The following is a 21,891-nucleotide window of genomic DNA, read 5'->3' on the forward strand; positions in this document are numbered from 1 at the left end:
GCCTGCTCGCGAAAGCGGTGTATCAAGCGATGAAGATGCCGAATCCACCGGCGCCATCGCTGGCAAGCCAGCTCCCACAAATACTGCGGTGGAAACTGATACAGCAAACACCATAGAACCCTGTGGGAGCTGGCTTGCCAGCGATGGCGGTGCATCAGCCAGCATTTATACCGGCTGATTCACCGCTTTCGTGAGCAAGCTCACTCCCACAAGTCCACGCAATTTACAGATATTTCAACCAGCTGATGTCCCGCCGCCGCGCTTTCAATACAGAGAACCAGCGCACTGCCGGGAACAGCACCACGGCAAGAATCACTGCCGCCAGCCACACCGCCGTCACCGTCGAAAAGCCGAAATAGCTGCCCTGATTCAGGCCGAACAGCGCCACGCCGATCAGGTACAACACCTTCAACACATACAAGTGCAGCAGATAGAAAAACATCGGTGCCGAGCCGAACACCGTCAGCCAGCCAATCCAGCGGCGACTCTGCACGCGCTCAAAGGCGAGCAACAGCAACAGCCCCACGCTCACAGTCAGCGCGATGAACAGCAGCGACGGCGGATATTTGGTGATATTGAAAAAGCTCATCTGCGTCTGCACCAGCGAATCGTTGATCGCCCACGGTTTTTCGCCGTAGCCGTTAATCAAGCGCAGCACCATAAATCCCAGCAATCCAGCGACCCCGGCAATCAGCAAACGACGCTGACGCACCGCCGCGTCCATGCCCCGAGCAAACCACGGCCCCAGCGCATAGCCCAGGCCGATTACACCAATCCACGGCAGCAGCGGGTACGAGGTGCGCAGGCGCAGGGTGTCGCTGATCTCGATCCAGCCTCGATCATGCAGAATCGCCCAAGGCGCATGCAGCGCCGACTCGACCGGGAAATGCAGCGTATCAAGCAAGTTGTGCCCGGCGATGATCGCCAGGCTCAGCGTCAGCAGCACCGCACGTGGCAACCAGACCAGCAGCGCCAGCGCGATCATGCTCAGGCCGATCGCCCAGATCACTTGCAGGTAGATCACGCTGGGCGGCAACTGGAAGGTCCAGGCGAAGTTGACCAAGGTGAACTCCAGCGCCACGAGGAACAATCCGCGCTTGAACAGAAACGCGCTGACATCGGCTTTGCCGGCGTATTTTTCGCCGTAGAGCCATGCCGACAAACCGGTCAGCAAGACGAACACTGGCGCACACAGATGCGCCAGAGTGCGGCTGAAAAACAGCGCCGGCTCGGTGCTGGCGATGTCCATCGGATCGGAGACCTGGCGATGCAGCAGGAAGGTTTCGCGCAGGTGATCGAGCAGCATGAACAGGATCACCAGGCCTCGGAGCGCATCAATGGACAGCAGCCGGCCAGTCGTCAAGGGGGCAGAACGGGGAAGCACAGGGGTCATGGATCTTTCGCAATCGAGAGGGATAACACCGGACGGCCGCAACGCCGCCCGCAAATCCTCGTTACATTATAACATCTAAAAAGCAAAACCCAAACAAGTCAGGATCAAGGTTGCCCATCGGCCCCGGCCTTCTATAGTGAACAGGTCTGCCCTGCCGTCGCGGCCCTCCTCGAGCGTTGTCCATGGTCAACACCGAACACCTGATCATTTGCGAGCACTGTGATTGTGTGTACGAGAAAGTCGTGCTCGCCCAACACCAGAAAACCCTGTGCGTGCGCTGCGGTGGCGTGCTGCAGCGCTTCAACGGCCTGACAATCGAGCAGCGTCTGGCACTGACGTTTACGGCGGCGATGCTGTGGCTGTTCGCCAATTTCTACCCGGTGATGAGCATCAGCCTCAAAGGCATGAAAAACAGCGCGACCCTATGGGATTCGGTGCTCGCGCTGAGCCAGGGGCCGATCACCTTTATCGCCATGGTCGCGGCGATCGCGATCATCATCGCCCCGGCATTTCAGCTGGTGTTGCTGGTCTGGGTGTTGAGTTTTGCCCTCGGCCTGCGTCGGGCACCGGGATTCAACCTGTGCATGCGCTGGCTGGAAACCCTGCGCCCGTGGAGCATGCTCGAAGTGTGTCTGCTGGGGGCGATGGTCGCCGTGTTCAAACTTGCCGGCCTGCTCGATGTACTGCCCGGGATCGGCCTGTTCGCCCTGGCGGTGCTGAGCCTGATGATGATCCGCATTGCCGGCCGGGACATTCGCGAACTGTGGGACATTTTATGAAGCGTCCACCGACCGCCAGCGAACTCAACCTGTGCCTGTGCCACAGCTGTGGCCTGGCCTGTGACATGACCGACGAGCCACACCAGTGCCCGCGCTGTGATGCGCCGTTGCACCGGCGCAAGACCAATTCGCTGGCGCGCACTTGGGCGTACATGCTCGCCGCGCTGGCGTTTTATGTTCCCGCCAATCTGCTGCCGGTAATGAATACGGTGATGCTTGGCAACGGTGCCGACAGCACGATCATGAGTGGCGTGCTGGAGTTCTGGGAAGCCGGGGCGTGGGACATTGCCCTGATCATTTTCATCGCCAGCATCGCGGTGCCGGGGGTCAAATTCGTCGCCCTGACCTTGCTGCTCGTCACCGTGCAGCGCAACAGCGACTGGGCGCGCAAGGAGCGTTCCAAGCTGTATCGCTTCGTCGAGCTGATCGGTTACTGGTCGATGCTCGATGTGCTGGTGGTCGCGCTGGTCGCGGCGCTGGTGAAATTCCAGGCGCTGGGCGATATCGAGCCACGACCGGGCATCCTGTTCTTCGGCCTGGTCGTGGTCTTCACCATGCTCGCGGCGATGAGTTTCGACCCGCGCCTGATCTGGGACAAGGACACCAGCGACACGGTCAGCGACGCAGGGTCTGGAGCAGCACCTGCAACGGATGGCGCAGCGCCTGATCCGACTGGCGCTTGACCTGGCTGCGGCAGGAATAGCCGGTCGCCAACGCCTCGCCCTGCTCCGCCGAAGCCTGCACCTGACGCGCCCACGATTGCTCATAAATGACTGCCGAGGTCTGCCGATTACGCGCTTCGTGGCCGTAGGTACCGGACATGCCGCAGCAACCGGTGGCTTGTGTGGCCAGCTTCAGTCCGGCACGTTCGAAGACCTGTTCCCACTGGCGGGTCGCGGCCGGCGCGTTGGTTTTCTCCGTACAATGGGCGAGCAGACGGAACGCTTTCGGCTGAGCATCAGGCGTCCGTTCTGGCATGACCTTGAGCAACCATTCCTGCACCAGCGCCACTTCAGGACATTCATTCAGGCCCGGTACTTTCAGGTATTCCTGGCGATAGACCAGGGTCATCGCCGGATCGAGCCCCAACAACGGCACGCCGGTCTGCGCCAGGGCCTGCAACTGCTCAGCGTTACGCAACGCCGCGCGATTGAACGCCGAGAGAAAGCCCTGCACATGCAGCGGTTTGCCATTGGCGCTGAACGGCGCGAGATAGACCTGATAACCCAGGCGTGAAATCAGCTCGACCAGATCCGCCAACAACGGGGCTTCGAAGTAGCGGGTGAAGGCGTCCTGCACGATGACCACGCTGCGTTCGCGTTGCTCTGGGCTCAGCGCCGACAGCGTTGCGACGGTTGCCGGCTGCACCTGCCAACGGCGCATCGCCGCGTAGAAATCGAAACGGCTGAGCAACGGCACATCGACCATGCCACCGATCCGCGCCAGTGCGCCACGCACCCAGCCAGCGCCCATCACACCGTTGTACAGCGTCGGAATCCGCGCCATATAGGGAATGGTGTATTCCAGCGAGGCAATCAGATAGTCCCGTGCCGGACGCAGATAACGACTGTGATACAGCTCGAGAAAACGCGAGCGAAACTCCGGCACGTTGACCTTGACCGGGCACTGCCCCGCGCAGGATTTACAGGCCAGGCAACCGACCATGGCGTCATACACTTCATGAGAGAAGTCTGCCGACGGATCGCGGCTGTTGCGCCAGCGCTGCCACAGCGTGGGGAAAAACGCCGGTTTGCGAATCGCATCCGAGAGCACATCGACACCTGCCTCGCCCTGCAACCGCAGCCATTCGCGAATCAATGACGCGCGGCCCTTGGGCGACTGCGCGCGTTCGCGGGTGGCTTTCCACGACGGGCACATGGCGTCATCAGGATCGAAGTTGTAGCAGGCGCCGTTGCCATTGCAGTGCATGGCCGCGCCGTAGCTTTGCCAGACTTTCTCGTCGATCTGTCGATCCAGCTCGCCGCGCAGGGTCACTTCGTCGATCTTCAGCAGTGCTGCGCCGCTGTTGGCCGGCGTGGCGATTTTGCCGGGGTTGAACTGGTTGAACGGGTCGAACGCGGCTTTCAAGGCTTGCAGCGCCGGGTACAACTCGCCGAAGAATGCCGGCGCGTACTCCGAACGCAGGCCCTTTCCATGCTCGCCCCAGAGCAGGCCGCCGTAGCGCTGGGTCAACGCGGCGACGCCATCGGACACCGGGCGTACCAGCGCCGCTTGCTGCGGGTCTTTCATGTCGAGAATCGGCCGCACGTGCAGTACGCCGGCGTCGACATGGCCGAACATACCGTACTGCAAACCGTGGCTGTCGAGCAGCTCGCGCAGCTCGGCGATGTATTCGGCCAAATGCTGCGGCGGCACTGCGGTGTCTTCGACGAAAGGCTGCGGGCGGGCTTCGCCGGCGACGTTGCCGAGCAGGCCCACCGCCCGTTTGCGCATGCCGTAAACCTTGTTCACCGCTGCCTGACCGACCGCCAGCGTATGCCCGAGGCGCTCCACCGTGCGGTCGCTTTGCAGATGTTCGAGGAACGCTTCGACGCGGCGCTGCAGGTCTTCGGGATCGTCACCGCAGAACTCGACCAGGTTGATGCCCAGAGTCGGCCGCTCAGCATTTTCAGGAAAATATTCGGCAACGCCGTGCCAGACGATGTCCTGCATCGCCAGCAGCAAAACCTTGGAATCGACGGTTTCGATCGACAACGGCTTGAGCGCCATCAACGCCCGTGCATCGCGCAAGGCATCCATGAACCCGGCGTAGCGGATATTCACCAGCATCGTGTGCTTGGGAATCGGCAGCACGTTGAGCCGCGCTTCGACGACGAAGCCCAGCGAGCCCTCCGCGCCACACAGCACGCTGTTGAGGTTGAAGCGCTGATCGGCCTCACGCAGGTGCGCTAGGTCATAACCGGTCAGGCAGCGGTTGAGATCCGGAAAGCGTGCCTTGATCAGCTCGCCCTGTTCATCAATGATCTGCCGCGCACAACGATAGACTTCGCCGACCCGATCGTCGCGGGCGCACTGCGTTTCAAGCTCGTCCTCCGTCAGCGGCAGACCGTGCAGACGCTCGCCGCCGCGCAGGATCATCTCCAGTTCCAGCACATGGTCGCGGGTCTTGCCGTAGGTGCAACTGCCTTGGCCACTGGCGTCGGTATTGATCATGCCGCCGACCGTGGCGCGGTTCGAGGTCGACAGTTCCGGAGCAAAAAACAGCCCGGCGGATTTCAGCGCGGCGTTGAGCTGATCCTTGACCACCCCGGCCTGCACCCGCACCCAGCGCTGTTCAACGTTGATTTCCAGAATGCGATTCATGTGCCGGGACAGGTCGACGACGATGCCGTCCGTCAGCGATTGGCCGTTGGTGCCGGTGCCACCGCCACGCGGGGTGATCACCACTTTCTCGTACGCCGGTTCGGCAATCAGCCGCGCCACACGTGCAACGTCTTCGGCGTCCAGCGGAAACACAGCGGCTTGCGGCAGGCGTTGGTAGATCGAGTTGTCGGTCGCGAGCACCACGCGACTGGCGTAATCAGCGCTGATTTCCCCGCGAAAGCCGCTGTCTTTCAGGGCGGCGAGGAATTGTTGGTAATCGCCGGTCAGGGCTTTGGCAGGCGACAGCTGGGCAATCATCGGTCGGGTCATCTCGGTCAAATCGGGCTGTGTGGCGGTGAACAGTTGTGCGCAAGGAATGATTGCGTCAGGCTCCGCCATCTGATTGCGCCCATGTTCATTGCTGGCCAGCCATGGAACAAGCGTAATTTCGACCCGCTATCGATGAGTTTTACGAATGAATCCGCGCACCCTCACACCGTCCATGTCGCTGCTGCTGGCTTTCGAGGCCGCCGCTCGCCACGAGAGCTACACCCGCGCCGCACATGAGCTGTCACTGACGCAGAGCGCGGTCAGCCGCCAGGTGCAGATTCTCGAGAAGATGCTCGGCATGCGCCTGTTCAGCCGCGAAGGCCGGCAGGTGGTTCTGACGGATGTCGGGCGCATGTATCAGCGCGAGCTCAGCGAAGCCCTCGGACAGATTCGCAGCGCAACCTTGCAGGCAATGGCGTTTGGTTCGGGCATCCATAGCCTGCGCCTGGCGACGCTGCCGACCTTCGGCTCGAAATGGCTGCTGCCACGGTTGAAGGATTTCTACACGGCGCACCCGGGCATGACCGTGCACCTGCACTCGCGGATCGAAACCATCGACTTCGATACCAGCGAAATCGACGCCGCCATCTGCGTCGGCGGCGGAGAATGGCCAGGCCTGACCGCCCTGCCCCTGCACACCGAAGAACTGGTGGCCATTGCCAGCGCGCAGTTGTCGGCAACGGAACGCGAGGAGGCCGAACGGCACATTGCCGGGCAGTTGCTGCTCAACGTCAGCAGCAATGCCCAGGCATGGGCGGAATGGTTCAGCCATCACCAACTTGCGCATCGCAGCATGCGGATCGGACCGAGCTTTGAAATGACCTCGCACTTGATCCAGGCGGTACGCGCCAATATCGGTGTTGGCCTGGTGCCGCGAATTCTGGTCGAAGACGAATTGCTCAAGGGCGAATTGCTGCAACTGGGCGAGCCGATTACCAGCCGACGCAGCTATTACCTCGTGTATCCGCCGCGTAATGAGAATCTGCCTTCGTTGAAGGCGTTCAGGGATTGGCTGATTGATACCCTCTGAAGGATCGAGTCGCGGCCATTCGCGAGCAGGCTCGCTCCCACAGGGAAACGTATGTCAAGTGTGGGAGCGAGCCTGCTCGCGAAGAAGCCAGTCGCAACGAACTTAAAACCTCGGCTTGACCGCCCGCCAATCTGCCTTGTACCGCTGCATCTGCCGCACATCATCCCTCTGGCGAATCCCGCACGTCAGGTACTGGTCATGCAGCTTGGCCAGTTGCTCATGGTCCAGTTCCAGCCCCAACCCCGGCGCACGGCTGATCTTCACACAGCCATCGACAATCGGCAGCTTGCCGCCCTTGATCACTTCCTCGTCCGGCTCCTGCCACGGGTAGTGGGTGTCGCAGGCGTAATCCAGATTCGGCACCGCCGCCGCAACGTGCGCCATGGCCATCAGGCTGATGCCCAGGTGCGAGTTGGAATGCATCGACACGCCGAGGCCAAACACATCGCACATTTTCGCCAGCGTCTGCGTATCCCGCAGGCCACCCCAATAATGGTGGTCGGCGAGGACGATTTGCACGCTGTTCTGCGCAACGCTGCGGCGGAACTCGTCGAAATCGGTGACGACCATATTGGTCGCCAAGGGCAGACCGGTGCGCTTGTGCAGTTCGGCCATGCCATCAAGGCCCGGGGTCGGGTCTTCGTAATACTGCAGATCATCGCCGAGCAGTTCGGCCATGCGAATCGCCGTCTCCAGCGACCAGTTGCCGTTCGGATCGATGCGAAGCGGAAATCCCGGAAAGGCTTTCTTCAGTGCCTTGATGCATGCCACCTCATGCTCCGGCGGCAAGGTGCCGGCCTTGAGCTTGATGCTCTTGAAACCGTACGCCTCGATCATCCGCGCTGCCTGCGCGACGATCTGTTGCTCGCTCAGCGCCTCGCCCCAGTTGTCCGGCTTGTAGGGGGACTCGATATGTTCGGCGTATTTGAAAAACAGGTAGGCGCTGAACGGCACTTCATCGCGGATCGCTCCGCCGAGCAGGTCCACCAGCGGCACGTTCAGGTAGTGCGCCTGCAAATCGAGAAACGCCACTTCGAATGCCGAGTAGGCATTGCTCACCGCTTTGCTGGCGTGGGAACCGGGGGCCAGTTCGGCACCAGCGACGCCGGCGGGTTTATTCGCCGCCACGGTGGCCTGCACGATCGCGCGCAATTGATTGAGGTTGAACGGATCGAGGCCGATCAACTGGCTCTGCAATTGTTGCTGGATCGCCAGCGCCGGGGCATCGCCGTAGCTTTCGCCGAGGCCGATGTAGCCGTTGTCACTTTCAATCTCGATGATCGAACGCAGAGCAAAGGGTTCGTGGATGCCGCTGGCGTTTAGCAGTGGCGGATCGCGAAAGGCAATCGGGGTGACGCTGACACGGGTGATTTTCAAGATAACGCTCCTGACAGATCAACAATCGATTCAGTGGCTCGCAGCCGGACGAGCCGGCGCCACAACGGCGGCTTCGTCACTTGGCTTTGCCGGGGTTTTATCTTTGGCGCCAGGCGCCGTGCGGGCGAAGAAGATCACCACGGCAGCGATCAGCGATGTCGCCGCCAGGCCATACAGGCCGCCCTCGATGGAGCCGGTGGTTTGTTCAAGGATGCCGAACGCGGTCGGCGCGACGAAGCCGCCAAGGTTGCCGATGGAGTTGATCAGCGCGATCACCGCCGCAGCAATGCGCGCATCCAGATAGCTCTGCGGAATCGGCCAGAACAGCGCCGACGCCGCTTTGAAACCGATGGCGGCGAAGCAGATCGCGACAAAGGCAAACACCGGCCCGCCGGTGGTCGACATGAACATACCGATGGCGGCGATCACCAGGGTCAGCGCGACCCAGGCCTGCTGGAATTTCCACTTGCCGGCCAGCGCCGCGAAGCCGTACATGGCGACAATCGAAATGATCCACGGAATGGAGTTGAGCAGCCCGACCTGGAAATCACCGAGGTTGCCCATCTTCTTGATCATGCTCGGTAGCCAGAAGGTTGCGCCGTAGATGGTCAGGGCAATGGAAAAGTAGATGAAGCAGAACAGCGCGATCTGCCGGTCGGCCAACAGCTTGAACATCGACGGCTTGGCGACTTGTACCGCTTCGCGAGCGCGCTGCTCCTCGGCAATCGCCGCGACCAGCGCTTCACGCTCCTCCTCGCTCAGCCACTTGGCTTGCCGCGGATGCGATTGCAGCCAGAACCAAACGAATGCGCACAACACCACCGAGGCTGCGCCTTCGATCAGAAACATCCACTGCCAGCCGTGCATGCCAAACCCGCTGATATGCAACAGCGCACCGGACACCGGGCCGGAAATGACCGAGGCAATCGCTGAGCCGCTAAGGAACACCGCCATGGTTTTGCCGCGCTCGGACGCTGGCAGCCATTGGGTGAAGTAGTAAATGATCCCCGGGAAGAACCCGGCCTCAGCCGCGCCAAGAATAAAGCGCAGTACGTAGAAACTGGTTTCGCCCTGAACAAAGGCCATGGCCATGGCCGCAGCGCCCCAGGTAAACATGATCCGCGTCAGCCAGACCCGCGCGCCGTAGCACTGCAACAGCATGTTCGACGGCACTTCGAACAGTGCGTAACCGATGAAAAACAATCCGGCGCCAAGTCCATAAGCTGCTGCGCCAATACCCAGATCGGTCTCCAGATGACTGCGCACGAAACCGATATTGACCCGGTCGATGTAGTTGACGATGAACATCACCACGAACAGCGGCAGCACATGGCGTTTGACCTTGGCGGCGGCGCGGGCGAGCACCGTGATGTCCGGCGGACTCTGGAGGGTTTTCAAGGGGCGACTCCCGATCTTGTTTTTTTAGGGATGACTTGAAGCAATGAGCCGATCATGGACGTCGTGCATTGATCCCGTCTAATCTAAACAGGCATTCGATTGATACCTGGATTAGATCAATGTTCGAACTCACCCAACTGCGCTGCTTTACCACGGTCGCCACCGAACTCAACTTCCGCCGCGCCGCCGAGCGTCTGAACATGACGCAGCCGCCGCTGAGTCGGCAGATCCAGTTGCTGGAGCATCACCTTGGCGTCGAGCTGTTCACCCGCAGCACACGCAGCGTTGCGCTGACGGCGGCAGGCCGGGCATTTTTCGTTGAAGCGCAGAATCTGCTGGAGCGCGCCCAGCAAGCAGCGATCACCGCACGCCGGTTTGCCGAGGGCGATATTGGTTCGGTAAACATCGCGTTTGTCGGCAGCGCGGTGTATGAGTTTTTGCCCAAGGTGATCGCCGAAGCGCGACTTAAACAGCCCCAGGTGAAAATCGATCTGGCAGAGATGAACACCTATCAACAGCACGAGGCGTTGCGAGCTCGCCGTATCGACCTGGGCATCGCACGGGCGCCATTGCAGGAACCGGGCTATGCCACCGAATGCCTGGTGCGCGAACCATTTGTGCTGGCAGTGCCCAGCGGGCACAAGTTGGCAAACGCGACTGAAGTGTCTGTCGCCGATCTGGATAAACAACCGTTCCTGATGTACTCCCATGAAGCCTATCCGCCGTTCAACGAACTGTTGACCGGCACGCTACGCTCAGCGCGGGTGGCGCCGGATTACGTGCAGTGGCTGGGCTCGTCGCTGACGATTCTGGCGCTGGTCAACGCTGGCATGGGTCTGGCGCTGGTACCGCGTTGCGCTACCAGCGTGGTGTTCAGGAATGTGGTGTTTCGCGAGATCGATCTGGGCGAAGGGGTGCAAAGCGAACTGCATCTGATCTGGCGGGAGAACAATGACAACCCGGCGTTCGCGATGTTGCTGGAGGCGATTCGCCGGGCGGTGGTGCAGGGTTGGGGCTGAAGAAGTTTATCGTCTAGACCGTGGTTTCAGAGGCGGCGGCGCACTGGGTCCCTTGATCAAGGGCACGTCGAGCATTTTTCCGTCCGGCCCGACAAAGAGTCGCTCTAAATGCTTTGGCATGGGTTGTGGTGCTCTGGCAGTTGGCATGTTGATCCCTCTGATACTGGGCTGAACTCGACCCATTTGACTTTCGCGGAATCTATCAACAAAAACTCCGCGCCAATAGATGCAGGTTGGCCATCATCCGTGAGCCAACGCGGATATTTCATGACAAACTGACCATTTGATGATTCCCGTGGCCACTCGACCGGCCAGCCAAATACGCGCCTTTCGTCGCTTAAATGCAGGGTTATAAAGCGCTCATGTTGGGCAAAGGCGCAGAACCATTCACTGGGGAAAGAAGATTGTTTCGTGACGTTTCGCTTACGTAACCAGCCGTGCAATTTGTCACTCGTTGCCAGGTAACAGGCAAACAATCCCAGCATCAGCGAAAACATAAATGCCCAGAGCGTTTGCGCCCGATCATCCCAGTTTCCTAATGAAAAACCCTTCGAGCCAATCCACAAACAGAGGTTGCCCACCGCCAACACCGCGCCCTGAATCACAAATGTGAATATCAGCGCCTGCACGATCTGGCCGAACGTATCCGGTCGCTTGAATGCCGTAAGTGAATAGAAGATCCAGGTCGATAGAAAACCTGGGATTAGATACTGCAACAGCGGAATGATGTCCTTGACCAGATCATCCATGATCCGAGGCTCCTTTCAGTCATGCCGAACCCGTCACGGGCCGACATTCAAAGCCTAGTCAAGGATTCGGCAGCGCCTCGCGGGCAACTGTCACAGCTCATTGCGAGCGTTTGGCTGGAGTCTCCATCCGATGAAAAAAGGCAGACATCGAACTTCGGTGTCTGCCTTTTTTGAGATCCGGGCGCCCGGTTACAGGCAATCACGCACCGATTGGCGCAGCGATCCGGACTTGGCCCACGGCGGCCCCTGGTAGAGGGACACCTTGCTGCCGTCCTTGTATTTGACGATATCGAGAATCTCATCCGCCGTGATAATGCTCGGCGCGGTAATCCGGTAGCCGTTGGAAATCGACGTCTGCGAGGTCCTGGCAACATCCTTCTGCCACAACGGTAACAAACACGCAGCATATTCCTTGGGTGGCTTGTCACTGGTCTTGCTGAGGTTTGGCTCGCCCGGCACCAGCGACGCCGGTAACGAGCACCCCGTCAACAGAGCAAGTGCCAGACTGCCGATCCATACGCGCATGTTGTTTACCTGTGCGGAAAAAAGCTGAATGTACCGTTTAACTGCTTGCACATCCATCGTGGCAACCCGCCGTTACCGGCGTTTGGACAATTTTTCACATCGGTTCAGCCGGGCGTCAGATGACTTGGCCGCATCCGGGAAAATGCGACTACTCTTTTCTACCGAGAACGTTCAGGAGGTGATCATGCGGCTCAATGAATACGAACACGAACTTCAACGGGATTTGCAAAGCGTGGCGTCAGACCTGAGGTGGTCGGCGGTCGACCTCAAACGCATTGCCGAACAATTGCGCAAATCAGGTAACGAAGCAGACGCCCAGACCGTGCTGCGCTCCTGCGAAATCCTGCAAAGCGACGAAGAGAGATTGCAGATCTATGCCAAGGAGGTAAAAGCCCGGACCATCAGCCGAATCAAGGTGCACTGACAAGCGTTCCAAAGCCACAAATAAGAAGCCCCGGTCGAAACCGGGGCTCTTTCGTTATAACGCATCAACTGACGTTCTGGCTTTGCACCCGTTTGGGGCGTTGCTTGTAACCAGGAAGCGCCGCCGCATAGGCCATCGCTTCCTCCCTGCTGGTGAATGACGCCAACCGGTCGCCCTGGGTGCAGACCCGCCACGGGCCGCTGTTCACACTGAGCACATCGTAACCATTCATGTGCAGCTTGTTCAGCATTGGAATGCTCATAAGCACCTCCCTTTTGCCAACGGTGTTTTCGGTGTACGGGCTTACCTTACACCCGCTCCCCGCTGCGGTGTGAACCGGATTCACCCTGGCACCTGTCAATTCACTGGCACTTTTTGCTATGTAAATGGCTCCGAATCAAGAAGGAACCTTTAAAACCGCCTGCGGCTCGAATATTGCAGTTTGATTACCGATTTATGACAAGCATCGACAGGGCAATCATGAAAGTACGCGCCACCGTCATTTGCGAACAGGATCGCCATATCCTCCTGGTCCGCAAACCCCGCCATCACTGGTCATTGCCCGGCGGCAAGGTCGAACCCGGGGAAACCCGTGCGGCGGCAGCCGTGCGCGAGTTGCAGGAGGAAACCGGGCTCAATGCTGATGAAGTCCTGTACTTGATGGATCTGCAGGCAGGCAGTACGCGACATCATGTTTATGAGGCTTCGGTGATCAATATCGACGATGTGCGCCCTCAGAACGAAATCGTCGATTGCATCTGGCATCCACTTGATGCCGTGCACAATCTTGAAACCAATGACGCGACACGGCGCATCGTGCAGGCCTTTCAACGGCGTTTATAACGATCAGCCGGCGAACGCCCGGCGACCGGCGCTGATTTCCGTGCGCAACTCACCGATGAAATTGGAAATATCGCGAATCGTCACCAGATGTTCGGGAGAAACGCCGTCAAGCAACAACTCGACACGCCCACTGCCCGGCTCATACACCTTGATCCGCAACAGACCTTGTCCGGTCGGTGTGCAATCACACTTGAACGTGGGGAAGCCTGACTCGACGATCCGGCAAATATCGGCAATGGCAAGCATGGACGGGCGCCTCGCAGGCGGAGAATCGATCCATCGAGCATAGACCTACGGTCTGTTAATTGCCCGCTCGGGAATGCCAAGCCGATCACAACTCACTCACGCCATTCAATGCGCGTCGTGATCCCAGACCCAGTTCCACATACCGGGCAGATTCACCGGCTCAGCGCTTTGCTGAACCGTACGCGCCAACGCGGCTTTTTGCAGTGCGGCCTGATCGTCGTAGAACGGCTCGTCCGCCAGTCTGACCCCGCTCGCCGCCGCGCTATCGAGCAGAATCTGCAGATATTCGCGAGTGTGGCGCGCGGTGTAGCGATTGAGATCATGGAACGTCACCACGACCGGAATCACGCCATCCACGGTCGGCAATTGACCCACCGCGATGCGCTCGCGCACTTCCGATAACTGCCGCAGCATGTTCGCCCGACGCCGAGGGCTGGCGTTGAAGCCCCAGATCTTGCCGTCGTTGGCACTCAGGTCCGTGAGCAAGACGTGCAAGCCGTGTTTTTGATAGGCCGCAAATGTGCGCTTGTCGTAGTTCCAGAACGGTGGGCGCAACAGCTTGGGCGGCGCTCCGGTGATGGCGGCAATGTCAGCGCTGCCATCGGTCAGCGATTGCTCCAGCTCTTGCGGATCGAGCGAGCGATGGTTGGTGTGCCAGTGGGTTGCGGTGTGAAAGGCGAGAATATGCCCCTCGGCGTGTTCACGACGCATCAGGCTGCGACCGATCTCGCTGTTGCCTGCTCTCGGTGCTCGGGTCTGCACGAAAAACACGGCTTTGATGTTTGCCTGCAGCGGATTGCTTTTGAGGCTGTCGAGCACCGTCGCCGTGGGATTCCACCATCCTGAAGCGCTGGGGCCATCGTCAAACGTCAGCAGAAAACGTACGGGGGCCTGAGCCTTCAGGCGCGTTTCGGTTTGCGTGGTCATTTCAATCGGCGCGGCGATGCAACCGGCCAGACCGAGCGCGATGAGCGCAACACAAAGAAGTTTGCATCCGGATGTCATGTCTTGCCCCGAGGCCGCGGCCGTGGTGTTGTCGAATGGCAAACCTCCCTCGCCTTTGTCCATCCCTGCGCGGCTATCCGCGAGCGCAGGTTGGATAAGGTACACAGGGTTTGGTTCCGGTGCTGGTTTCAGTGCGTCATCGGCCAGGCACATCGGCATGTCCGACTAGACTCAAATTTCCTCAAGGAGATTTCAGCCATGTGCGGAAGACTCACGCAGTACCGTGGGATTCACGATTTCGTCGCGGTGCTCAGCATCCCCGATGCGTTGATCAATCACGTTGGCGATGCGCCGCTCAATCGCTACAACGCAGCGCCCACCACTGCGCTGGCGGTTCTGCACCAGCACGAACAGGCCATTCATGCCGACAATCTGCGCTGGGGCTGGCGGCCGCATTGGGCCAAGGATCGTGCCGCGCCCATCAACGCACGGGTGGAAAAAGTCGCCCACGGCGCGTTCTTCCGGGCGATCTGGCGGCAGCGGCTGATTGTGCCGGTCGACAACTGGTTTGAGTGGGTTGATACCGGGGAAAAATCCCGCCAGCCCTGGTTGATTCGTCGGGCGGATCAGGCTCCGGTTTTCTGTGCTGGTATCGGCCAGTTTCCGGCACCGGGGGTTGCGCCGAGGGAGGACGACGGGTTCGTCATCATCACCGCTGACAGCCTGGGCGGCCTCCTCGATATTCACGATCGCCGCCCGGTGGTCTTCGATTCGACGCGGGCTCGGGAATGGCTTGATCCGGCTACGCCACTGGAGCGCGCCGAGCAGATGCTGCTGTTTGAAGGCGAGCCCAGTGATGCCTTCGAATGGTACAAAGTCGGCAAAGCGGTCGGTAATACGCGTAATCAAGGTGAGCAATTGATAGAACGAGTCGACTAAATAATTACTTCACTGCTGCGTTAATCAAGCGAGCCCGTCACTGAATCCCGCGCGTTACAATAAGTGTTTCAACCGCGATACAACCCCCATAAAACAGCCGTTTGAGCGAATCAACCGCCTGTCAGACATTTCGACAGTCATACATACATTTCCCCGCGCTGCGGATAGCATGCGCGCCGCCTTTCCGATTGGTATACCAGTTGACCAAAGAGTCAAAGAAATCAGGAATCCATCAACAACTTTCAAGCCTTGCAGAGAAATAAGTGAGCGACGATTTTGCAATCAAACAGGTCAGCGGCCTGAAGTGTGTCCATCTGTCCAAGACAGAACGCCTGGAACTCGACTGTTTTATCGGCCATTACATCAAGACCCGAAACCTGCACAGCGTGCCCGATATCGAACGCACCCTGCGCAGCACCCTCGAGGGTTATCCCGGCCATCCGCCGGTGATGGTCAATGAGCTCAATGCGTGGATCGATCGAACGTTGGGGTATCGAGCGACCTACCCGGATTTCACGCAGCTGGAAGACTTCTGAAACGCGAAGAGCCCCGCTGCTGCGGGGCTCTTCGTATGCGCTGTTCAAGGTTTCAGAGGACGCTCCTGATCGCGGTCCGATAGCTCGCGGCTGTCATCATGCTTCCAGGTTTTTTCCTGCCTCTTCTGCTGCTCGATTTCTTCTTCCGTTGGCTCATCATCTTCCGCGCGCGTTTGCTCAGTTGCCATGTGCACCTCACCTCAGAACAGTTGATGATCGTTAAAGGGTAGAACACTTTTGCGCGCCCAGATTCACCAACGCATTTTGTCCCGCGCGGCGTACCATAGCGCCATCTCCCCTTACGTCAGGAAGACGCCATGCTGTACCGAATCGCCGCCGACGGGCTGGTGCTGTTTCACTTGTGTTTCATCTTGTTCGTACTGTTCGGCGGGCTGCTGGTGCTGCGCTGGCCACGGTTGATGTGGCTGCACCTGCCGGCGGCTGCCTGGGGCGTAGCGGTCGAGGTGTTGCACCTGACCTGTCCGTTGACCTACTGGGAAAATCTCATGCGCCACGCGGCCGGGCAGACCGAATACGCCGGCGGTTTCATTGAGCATTACATCTGGCCGATCATCTACCCGGCCGGTCTGACGCCGCAGATTCAACTGGCACTTGGCAGCGTGGTGCTGGCGGTCAACCTGTTGGTGTACGCACGACTGCTGCGCTCGTGGAAACTGCGCCGGGCCCGGCGCATTCCGTTTTAACGCGAGGCCGGTTTCAACGTTTCCAGCCACTGCGGATCGAAGCGTGGCTGGTCAGGATCAAGGCCCAGCGCCTGCATCCGCGCCTTGTGCTGTGCGACTTCGTCACGCAGTTGTCCATGATCGCTGGAGTTGCCGTCCAGCTCATGCATCTGCAGCAATCCCAAGTGGTAGAAACGCAACACCTTCATCGCCGTCGGATCGTTGTTCTGCGCCGCCGCTGTTACCTGATGCATCACATTGGTGATGCTCATCAGATTGCGCTTGAGGCGCCAGCTGTACACCGCCGGGGCCATCCAGGTCTGATGCCAGAAACGTCCGCGCAACAGCGCCGCCGTCAGCAGAAACGCCACAAATACCCCGCCCACGTTGAATCGCAGATTATCCCCATCGGGCTCGCCAAATACCGCCACCGCGACAGACGAAAACAGCATGGCCAGCAGCAGAAACAGCACGGCGATGATGATCGTGCTGCGGCGGGTCTGCTGACGAAAGGTAGCGGGGTCCATCGGCTGAATCTCGAACATCGAAAATGACTTCCTTGAGTGACAAAACGCGCAACGGAAAAAACTCGCCGGCGCATTATCGCATCGCACCGGGTTTTAGCTATGCTGGGGCTCCTTTTCATCTTTTCAAAGTCCAACGGGACATGGCGGTATAGCGCAGATCGTGCCATCTTCATTCATGGATACACACTATTCGGATGCCATCCGCTGCGTTGTGGATGACATCGTTTTAAGGATCACTGCATGACCCAACGACACGTAATCAATGCCTCGGTCAGCCCGAAAGGCAGTCTGGAAACCCTTTCTCAACGTGAAGTCCAGCAACTGAGCGAAGCCGGATCCGGCAGCACTTATACCCTCTTCCGCCAGTGCGCCCTGGCCATCCTCAACACCGGCGCGCATGTCGACAATGCCAAGACCATCCTCGAAGCCTACAAGGACTTCGAAATCCGTATTCACCAACAGGATCGCGGCGTACGCCTAGAGCTGCTGAACGCTCCGGCCGACGCGTTCGTCGACGGCGAGATGATCGCCAGCACCCGCGAAATGCTCTTCAGCGCCCTGCGCGACATCGTCTACACCGAGAACGAACTCGACAGCCAGCGCATCGACCTGAGCAATTCCCAAGGCATCAGCGACTACGTGTTCCACCTGCTGCGCAACGCGCGCACCCTGCGCCCGGGCGTCGAGCCGAAGATCGTGGTGTGCTGGGGCGGCCACTCGATCAATACCGAAGAATACAAATACACCAAGAAAGTCGGCCACGAACTGGGCCTGCGCAGCCTCGACATCTGCACTGGTTGCGGCCCTGGCGTGATGAAAGGCCCGATGAAGGGCGCGACCATTGCCCATGCCAAACAACGCATTCACGGCGGTCGCTACCTCGGCCTGACCGAGCCAGGCATCATCGCCGCCGAAGCGCCGAACCCGATCGTCAATGAGCTGGTGATCCTGCCGGACATCGAAAAACGTCTGGAAGCCTTCGTCCGTGTTGGCCACGGCATCATCATTTTCCCGGGCGGCGCCGGTACGGCCGAAGAGTTCCTGTACCTGCTCGGCATCCTGATGCACCCGGACAATGAAGGTCTGCCGTTCCCGGTGATCCTCACCGGGCCGAAGCATGCCGCGCCGTATCTGGAACAGCTGGATGCGTTTGTCATCGCGACCCTCGGCGAAGAAGCCAAACAGCATTACGAGATCATCATCGATGATCCGGCCGAAGTAGCGCGGCAGATGACTCAAGGCTTGAAAGCGGTGAAGCAGTTCCGCCGCGAGCGTAACGATGCGTTTCATTTCAACTGGCTGTTGAAGATCGATGAGGGCTTCCAGCGTCCGTTCGATCCGACCCACGAAAACATGGCCAACCTGAAACTGCACCGCGACCAGCCACCGCATGAACTGGCGGCCAATCTGCGTCGGGCGTTTTCCGGGATCGTCGCCGGTAACGTCAAGGACAAGGGCATTCGTCTGATCGAAGAGCACGGGCCGTATCAGATCCGTGGCGATGCGGCGATCATGCAGCCGCTTGATGCACTGCTCAAAGCCTTCGTCGCCCAGCACCGGATGAAACTTCCGGGTGGCGCGGCGTATGTGCCTTGCTACCGGGTAGTCGCATAATCTCAAGCCGTCACAAAAGCCCAATGTGGGAGCTGGCTTGCCAGCGATAGCGGTCTTTCATTCAACAGAGACGTTGAATCAGATGACGCTTTCGCGAGCAAGCTCGCTCCCACAGGATTTATGGTGTGCCGCAAATTGTAGTAACAACCTGAATCCCATTGTGGGAGCGAGCCTGCTCGCGAAGAGGCCCAAGAAAAACACATCAGTCTCTCAGGCTATCCACCAACCGCCGAGCCAACGCTTTAGCCTGCGCAGCGACGTCCGTCACTGCCGTACTCTCCCACCACATCCCGCGCAACGGCGGGCCCATGGCAAACAGCTGACTACTCACCCGCCCTTCGGCACCCACCACTGCGCCGTCCTTTGCCGAGATCCCCAGCGCCAACGGCCCCGGCCGCACCAGCCCCCGCGCCAGCAACTGCTGTGGCAACGGTCGTGCGACTCGCCGCCACTCGTATTCAATACCGCTGGAGTTGATCAGCGCCGCACCACTTACAGTAGATGTTTCAGCCTCACCCCGAGGACGGATGCGAATGGTCACAGCATCGCCAGCGCCGGGCTCAATGCCCTTGAATGACGCGGCGTGAATGCGCAAGCGTCCTTCCCTGTGCAGCCGTTCGATCAACTCGGCACTCAGTGGCGGCGAACGATGGTGGTGACTCTCCCACCATGGCCGTACATGCCGTACGAATTGTCGACGCTGCACGTCAGTCGCCTGACTCCACAACCGCGCGATATGCGCGCGAACCGTATCCAGCGGCGCCTGCCAGTCGATGCCTTGGGCGATTGCGTCGCGACAATGTCGGCGCAATTCGCGCACCAACTGGCGTGGCGTGCGGATGCTGTGATCTGCTGCGAGAAAATCCACCCAGGCCGGCGGTTGACGGCGCACGTGCGGCAGCAGGCCATGCCGGGAGAATACCTCGATCGGCCCACGGTGCCCGGCCTGCTCCAGCGACACCACGGCATCGACCATGGTCAGACCGGAGCCGATGATCACCACGGTGGACTGCGGGTCGAGTTCGCGCATGGCCGCCACATCCCAGGGATCAAGCGCTGCGGCGTTAAGGCCACTGGATTGCGTCTGCGGCGTGCGAGCGGCGGGAAACATGCCGGTGGCCAGCACCGCCTGCGATCCACGCAAAATCCGGCCATCGCTCAAGGTGAGCTGCATTGAGCCGGAATCGCTTTGCAGGTCGACGGCTTCAGCACAAATATGTTCAACGGTCGAACCTTGCAGCGCGCCCACCGCCCGGGCCTCAGCCAGACGCTGTTGCACATAGACCCCGAACAGGCCGCGCGGCGGAAACAGCTCACTGACCGGCACGTCCTGCTCGGCAGATTCCGGCCAGCCGCCGCCGGCAATATGCGCGGTCAGCCACTGCGTCAGATCATCAGGATTATCCGGATCGACGCTCATCCGCGCCGCGTTGCCGTTCAGCGTATGCCCCAACTCGACTGCGCTGTAAGCCTCACCACGTCCCAGTTCAGCGCGAGGCTCGATGATGAGAATCTTTCGTTGCCCCGGCAACCGGAGCAATTGCACTGCCAGCATCGTGCCGCTAAGGCCGCCGCCGATGATCAGAATGTCCGCAGGCTGCTCCATTCAGATCACCACATTACGCACGAACCGCGCAGCCACATCGCCATCGTTGCGGTAGGCATGCGGTTGATTGCTGGCGAACATGAAAAACTCTCCTTTATTGATGTGCTGCGCCTGATCGCCGAGCATCAGCGTCAGGCAACCCTCAAATACGTAGATCTGCTCGCTCCAGCCATCGGCGTCCGGTTGCGACGGATAAACCTCGCCCGGTTGCAGGCACCACTCCCATTGCTCGACTTCGCGGCTCGCGGTGGCTTTGGACAGTAGCACGGCTCTGCTGCCGGGAATCGTGCCCGCCCAGGCAACCTCATTGATCCGGCTCGGGTCGCGCGCATCGTGCGCTTGGATCAGATCACTGAACGCAACGTCGAGCGCTTCGGCGACGCGATCAAGCGTGGTCAGGCTGACATTCTTTTCGCCTGCCTCGATCGCCACCAGCATCCGTCGGCTCACCCCGGACTTTTCCGCCAGTGCGGTCTGGCTCATATCCGCCGCATGGCGCAGGCGTCGAACGTTCTGGCTGACGTGTTGCAGGACGGAGGCTCGCTGGGTCGAATCTTTGTGCACTATATTGCTCACTCGGTGGGGTTGGGCAGTATACTGCGCAACGTTGGCGGCATTGTGCGGCCTCCCTTTTAATGTGCGCAAGGTCATGATGTCGCCAAACAATTCTGCGTCCCGAATCCGCTTTTCCCGCTTCAGCAAAGCCGAGTGCGTGCTGGTGCTGATCACCATGATCTGGGGCGGCACGTTTCTGATTGTGCAACATGCCATGACGGTCAGTGGCCCGATGTTTTTTGTCGGCCTGCGCTTTGCCGCCGCGGCGGCGATCGTGGCGATGTTCTCCTGGCGTCATCTGCGCGAACTGACCTTGTTCGAAGTGAAGGCCGGGTCGTTCATCGGCGTGGCGATCATGCTCGGTTACGGCCTGCAGACGGTCGGATTGCAAAGTATTCCGAGCAGTCAGTCGGCGTTCATTACCGCGCTATATGTACCGTTTGTGCCGCTGCTGCAATGGCTGGTGCTGGGACGGCGTCCGGGGTTGATGCCAAGTATCGGGATCATGCTGGCGTTTGCCGGACTGATGTTGTTGTCCGGCCCCTCGGGGGCGGCGTTGAATTTCAGTCCCGGAGAAATCGCGACATTGATCAGCGCCGTTGCGATTGCTGCTGAAATCATTTTGATCAGCACTTTCGCCGGGCAGGTTGATGTGCGGCGGGTGACGGTGGTGCAACTGGCGGTGACGGCGGTGTTGTCGTTCTTGCTGGTGGTCCCGACCGGTGAAGTGATTCCGGAATTTTCCTGGTTGTTGCTGGTGACCGCTTTGGGTCTGGGCGCAGCAAGTGCGGCGATTCAGGTGGCGATGAACTGGGCGCAGAAGAGTGTTTCGCCGACTCGGGCGACGTTGATCTATGCCGGTGAACCGGTGTGGGCCGGGATTGTCGGACGGATTGCCGGAGAGCGCTTGCCGGCGATTGCACTGGTGGGCGCCGGGCTGATTGTGGCGGCGGTGATTGTCAGTGAGTTGAAGACCAAGGGAAGGTCCACCGAGGCAGAAGCTGAGCTGGAGCGGGAAACGCAGGCGTGACCCGCAATCTTTTTCTGGC

At 59.7% G+C, this 21,891-nt stretch carries 24 protein-coding genes and 1 pseudogene; 11 read left to right on the forward strand and 14 right to left on the reverse strand.

Going from position 1 to position 21,891, the window contains the following annotated elements; genetic code table 11:
* Positions 1–223: 223 nt before the first annotated feature.
* Complete coding sequence (locus tag AB9L16_RS14805) at positions 224–1,393, reverse strand: DUF1624 domain-containing protein (RefSeq protein WP_252867767.1); 1,170 nt, start codon at positions 1,391–1,393, stop codon at positions 224–226.
* 182 nt (positions 1,394–1,575) lie between these two features.
* On the opposite strand from AB9L16_RS14805, the gene AB9L16_RS14810 reads away from it, so the two are divergent.
* Positions 1,576–2,172, forward strand: coding sequence for a paraquat-inducible protein A (locus tag AB9L16_RS14810; protein WP_041480769.1), 597 nt, complete (start codon positions 1,576–1,578; stop codon positions 2,170–2,172).
* A complete protein-coding gene (locus AB9L16_RS14815) occupies positions 2,169–2,855 on the forward strand; it encodes a paraquat-inducible protein A (RefSeq protein WP_256810071.1) in 687 nt (228 codons plus the stop codon). The genes AB9L16_RS14810 and AB9L16_RS14815 overlap by 4 nt, the downstream gene beginning before the upstream one ends.
* On the opposite strand, the gene AB9L16_RS14820 is transcribed toward AB9L16_RS14815, so the two are convergent.
* Complete coding sequence (locus tag AB9L16_RS14820) at positions 2,788–5,814, reverse strand: FAD-binding and (Fe-S)-binding domain-containing protein (RefSeq protein ID WP_375123775.1); 3,027 nt, start codon at positions 5,812–5,814, stop codon at positions 2,788–2,790. The genes AB9L16_RS14815 and AB9L16_RS14820 overlap by 68 nt on opposite strands.
* A 157-nt stretch (positions 5,815–5,971) precedes the next feature.
* On the opposite strand from AB9L16_RS14820, the gene AB9L16_RS14825 reads away from it, so the two are divergent.
* On the forward strand, positions 5,972–6,856 hold the full coding sequence (locus tag AB9L16_RS14825; RefSeq protein WP_236168672.1) for a LysR substrate-binding domain-containing protein: 885 nt from the start codon (positions 5,972–5,974) through the stop codon (positions 6,854–6,856).
* A 102-nt stretch (positions 6,857–6,958) separates the two neighbouring features.
* Here AB9L16_RS14825 and AB9L16_RS14830 read toward each other — a convergent pair whose 3' ends face one another.
* Together AB9L16_RS14830 and AB9L16_RS14835 are read right to left on the reverse strand one after the other, a co-directional pair.
* The gene (locus AB9L16_RS14830; protein ID WP_056789296.1) at positions 6,959–8,233 is read right to left on the reverse strand and encodes a glucarate dehydratase family protein; all 1,275 of its coding nucleotides are present in this window, start codon (positions 8,231–8,233) and stop codon (positions 6,959–6,961) included.
* Positions 8,234–8,263: 30 nt separating this feature from the next.
* On the reverse strand, positions 8,264–9,631 hold the full coding sequence (locus AB9L16_RS14835; RefSeq protein ID WP_375122312.1) for an MFS transporter: 1,368 nt from the start codon (positions 9,629–9,631) through the stop codon (positions 8,264–8,266).
* Positions 9,632–9,750: 119 nt separating this feature from the next.
* Here AB9L16_RS14835 and AB9L16_RS14840 point away from each other — a divergent pair, with 119 nt between their 5' ends.
* Positions 9,751–10,650, forward strand: coding sequence for a LysR family transcriptional regulator (locus AB9L16_RS14840; protein WP_056789291.1), 900 nt, complete (start codon positions 9,751–9,753; stop codon positions 10,648–10,650).
* Between the two features lie 104 nt (positions 10,651–10,754).
* Here the strand turns inward: AB9L16_RS14840 and AB9L16_RS14845 are convergent, their stop codons facing one another.
* Complete coding sequence (locus AB9L16_RS14845; protein WP_252878428.1) at positions 10,755–11,399, reverse strand: DUF6338 family protein; 645 nt, start codon at positions 11,397–11,399, stop codon at positions 10,755–10,757.
* A gap of 189 nt (positions 11,400–11,588) precedes the next feature.
* Positions 11,589–11,924: a hypothetical protein gene (locus AB9L16_RS14850; RefSeq protein WP_150635055.1), complete on the reverse strand. Its 336-nt coding sequence runs from the start codon at positions 11,922–11,924 to the stop codon at positions 11,589–11,591.
* A 184-nt stretch (positions 11,925–12,108) separates the two neighbouring features.
* On the opposite strand from AB9L16_RS14850, the gene AB9L16_RS14855 reads away from it, so the two are divergent.
* Positions 12,109–12,348, forward strand: a complete 240-nt coding sequence (locus AB9L16_RS14855; RefSeq protein WP_041480783.1) for a hypothetical protein — start codon at positions 12,109–12,111, stop codon at positions 12,346–12,348.
* Between the two features lie 64 nt (positions 12,349–12,412).
* On the opposite strand, the gene AB9L16_RS14860 is transcribed toward AB9L16_RS14855, so the two are convergent.
* Entirely contained in the window at positions 12,413–12,610 is a 198-nt protein-coding gene (locus tag AB9L16_RS14860; protein WP_252867771.1) for a DUF2188 domain-containing protein, read from the reverse strand.
* 218 nt (positions 12,611–12,828) lie between these two features.
* On the opposite strand from AB9L16_RS14860, the gene AB9L16_RS14865 reads away from it, so the two are divergent.
* The gene (locus AB9L16_RS14865; protein ID WP_256810114.1) at positions 12,829–13,191 is read left to right on the forward strand and encodes an NUDIX hydrolase; all 363 of its coding nucleotides are present in this window, start codon (positions 12,829–12,831) and stop codon (positions 13,189–13,191) included.
* Positions 13,192–13,194: 3 nt separating this feature from the next.
* Here AB9L16_RS14865 and AB9L16_RS14870 read toward each other — a convergent pair whose 3' ends face one another.
* Positions 13,195–13,437: a DUF1652 domain-containing protein gene (locus tag AB9L16_RS14870; RefSeq protein WP_016775073.1), complete on the reverse strand. Its 243-nt coding sequence runs from the start codon at positions 13,435–13,437 to the stop codon at positions 13,195–13,197.
* 105 nt (positions 13,438–13,542) lie between these two features.
* Complete coding sequence (locus AB9L16_RS14875) at positions 13,543–14,442, reverse strand: polysaccharide deacetylase family protein (protein WP_375122313.1); 900 nt, start codon at positions 14,440–14,442, stop codon at positions 13,543–13,545.
* 198 nt (positions 14,443–14,640) lie between these two features.
* On the opposite strand from AB9L16_RS14875, the gene AB9L16_RS14880 reads away from it, so the two are divergent.
* Together AB9L16_RS14880 and AB9L16_RS14885 are read left to right on the forward strand one after the other, a co-directional pair.
* Positions 14,641–15,321 (forward strand): SOS response-associated peptidase, encoded by a 681-nt coding sequence (locus tag AB9L16_RS14880; protein ID WP_252876474.1) that lies wholly within the window; start codon positions 14,641–14,643, stop codon positions 15,319–15,321.
* A 263-nt stretch (positions 15,322–15,584) separates the two neighbouring features.
* Positions 15,585–15,857: a hypothetical protein gene (locus tag AB9L16_RS14885; RefSeq protein ID WP_041480791.1), complete on the forward strand. Its 273-nt coding sequence runs from the start codon at positions 15,585–15,587 to the stop codon at positions 15,855–15,857.
* A 44-nt stretch (positions 15,858–15,901) separates the two neighbouring features.
* On the opposite strand, the gene AB9L16_RS14890 is transcribed toward AB9L16_RS14885, so the two are convergent.
* The gene (locus AB9L16_RS14890; protein ID WP_164488351.1) at positions 15,902–16,045 is read right to left on the reverse strand and encodes a hypothetical protein; all 144 of its coding nucleotides are present in this window, start codon (positions 16,043–16,045) and stop codon (positions 15,902–15,904) included.
* Between the two features lie 129 nt (positions 16,046–16,174).
* Between AB9L16_RS14890 and AB9L16_RS14895 the strand changes: the two genes are divergently transcribed.
* A complete protein-coding gene (locus AB9L16_RS14895; RefSeq protein ID WP_041480792.1) occupies positions 16,175–16,561 on the forward strand; it encodes a DUF2784 domain-containing protein in 387 nt (128 codons plus the stop codon).
* On the opposite strand, the gene AB9L16_RS14900 is transcribed toward AB9L16_RS14895, so the two are convergent.
* Complete coding sequence (locus AB9L16_RS14900) at positions 16,558–17,085, reverse strand: DUF3087 domain-containing protein (RefSeq protein WP_095180232.1); 528 nt, start codon at positions 17,083–17,085, stop codon at positions 16,558–16,560. The two genes, AB9L16_RS14895 and AB9L16_RS14900, sit on opposite strands and share 4 nt — an antisense overlap.
* Before the next feature lie 222 nt (positions 17,086–17,307).
* Here AB9L16_RS14900 and ppnN point away from each other — a divergent pair, with 222 nt between their 5' ends.
* The gene (gene ppnN / locus AB9L16_RS14905) at positions 17,308–18,681 is read left to right on the forward strand and encodes a nucleotide 5'-monophosphate nucleosidase PpnN (protein WP_056789275.1); all 1,374 of its coding nucleotides are present in this window, start codon (positions 17,308–17,310) and stop codon (positions 18,679–18,681) included.
* Between the two features lie 26 nt (positions 18,682–18,707).
* Here the strand turns inward: ppnN and AB9L16_RS14910 are convergent.
* The 3 genes and pseudogenes from AB9L16_RS14910 to AB9L16_RS14920 form a co-directional block, all read right to left on the reverse strand.
* Positions 18,708–18,815, reverse strand: a pseudogene (locus AB9L16_RS14910) (DUF4381 domain-containing protein); the annotation flags it as partial.
* Between the two features lie 68 nt (positions 18,816–18,883).
* On the reverse strand, positions 18,884–20,287 hold the full coding sequence (locus tag AB9L16_RS14915) for an FAD/NAD(P)-binding protein (RefSeq protein ID WP_375122314.1): 1,404 nt from the start codon (positions 20,285–20,287) through the stop codon (positions 18,884–18,886).
* On the reverse strand, positions 20,288–20,851 hold the full coding sequence (locus AB9L16_RS14920; protein ID WP_041480799.1) for a helix-turn-helix domain-containing protein: 564 nt from the start codon (positions 20,849–20,851) through the stop codon (positions 20,288–20,290).
* Between the two features lie 85 nt (positions 20,852–20,936).
* Here AB9L16_RS14920 and AB9L16_RS14925 point away from each other — a divergent pair, with 85 nt between their 5' ends.
* Positions 20,937–21,872, forward strand: a complete 936-nt coding sequence (locus AB9L16_RS14925; protein WP_375122315.1) for a DMT family transporter — start codon at positions 20,937–20,939, stop codon at positions 21,870–21,872.
* Positions 21,873–21,891: the final 19 nt, after the last annotated feature.

The organism is Pseudomonas sp. LW8 (assembly GCF_041956865.1).
Taxonomy (GTDB): Bacteria; Pseudomonadota; Gammaproteobacteria; order Pseudomonadales; family Pseudomonadaceae; genus Aquipseudomonas; species Aquipseudomonas siliginis.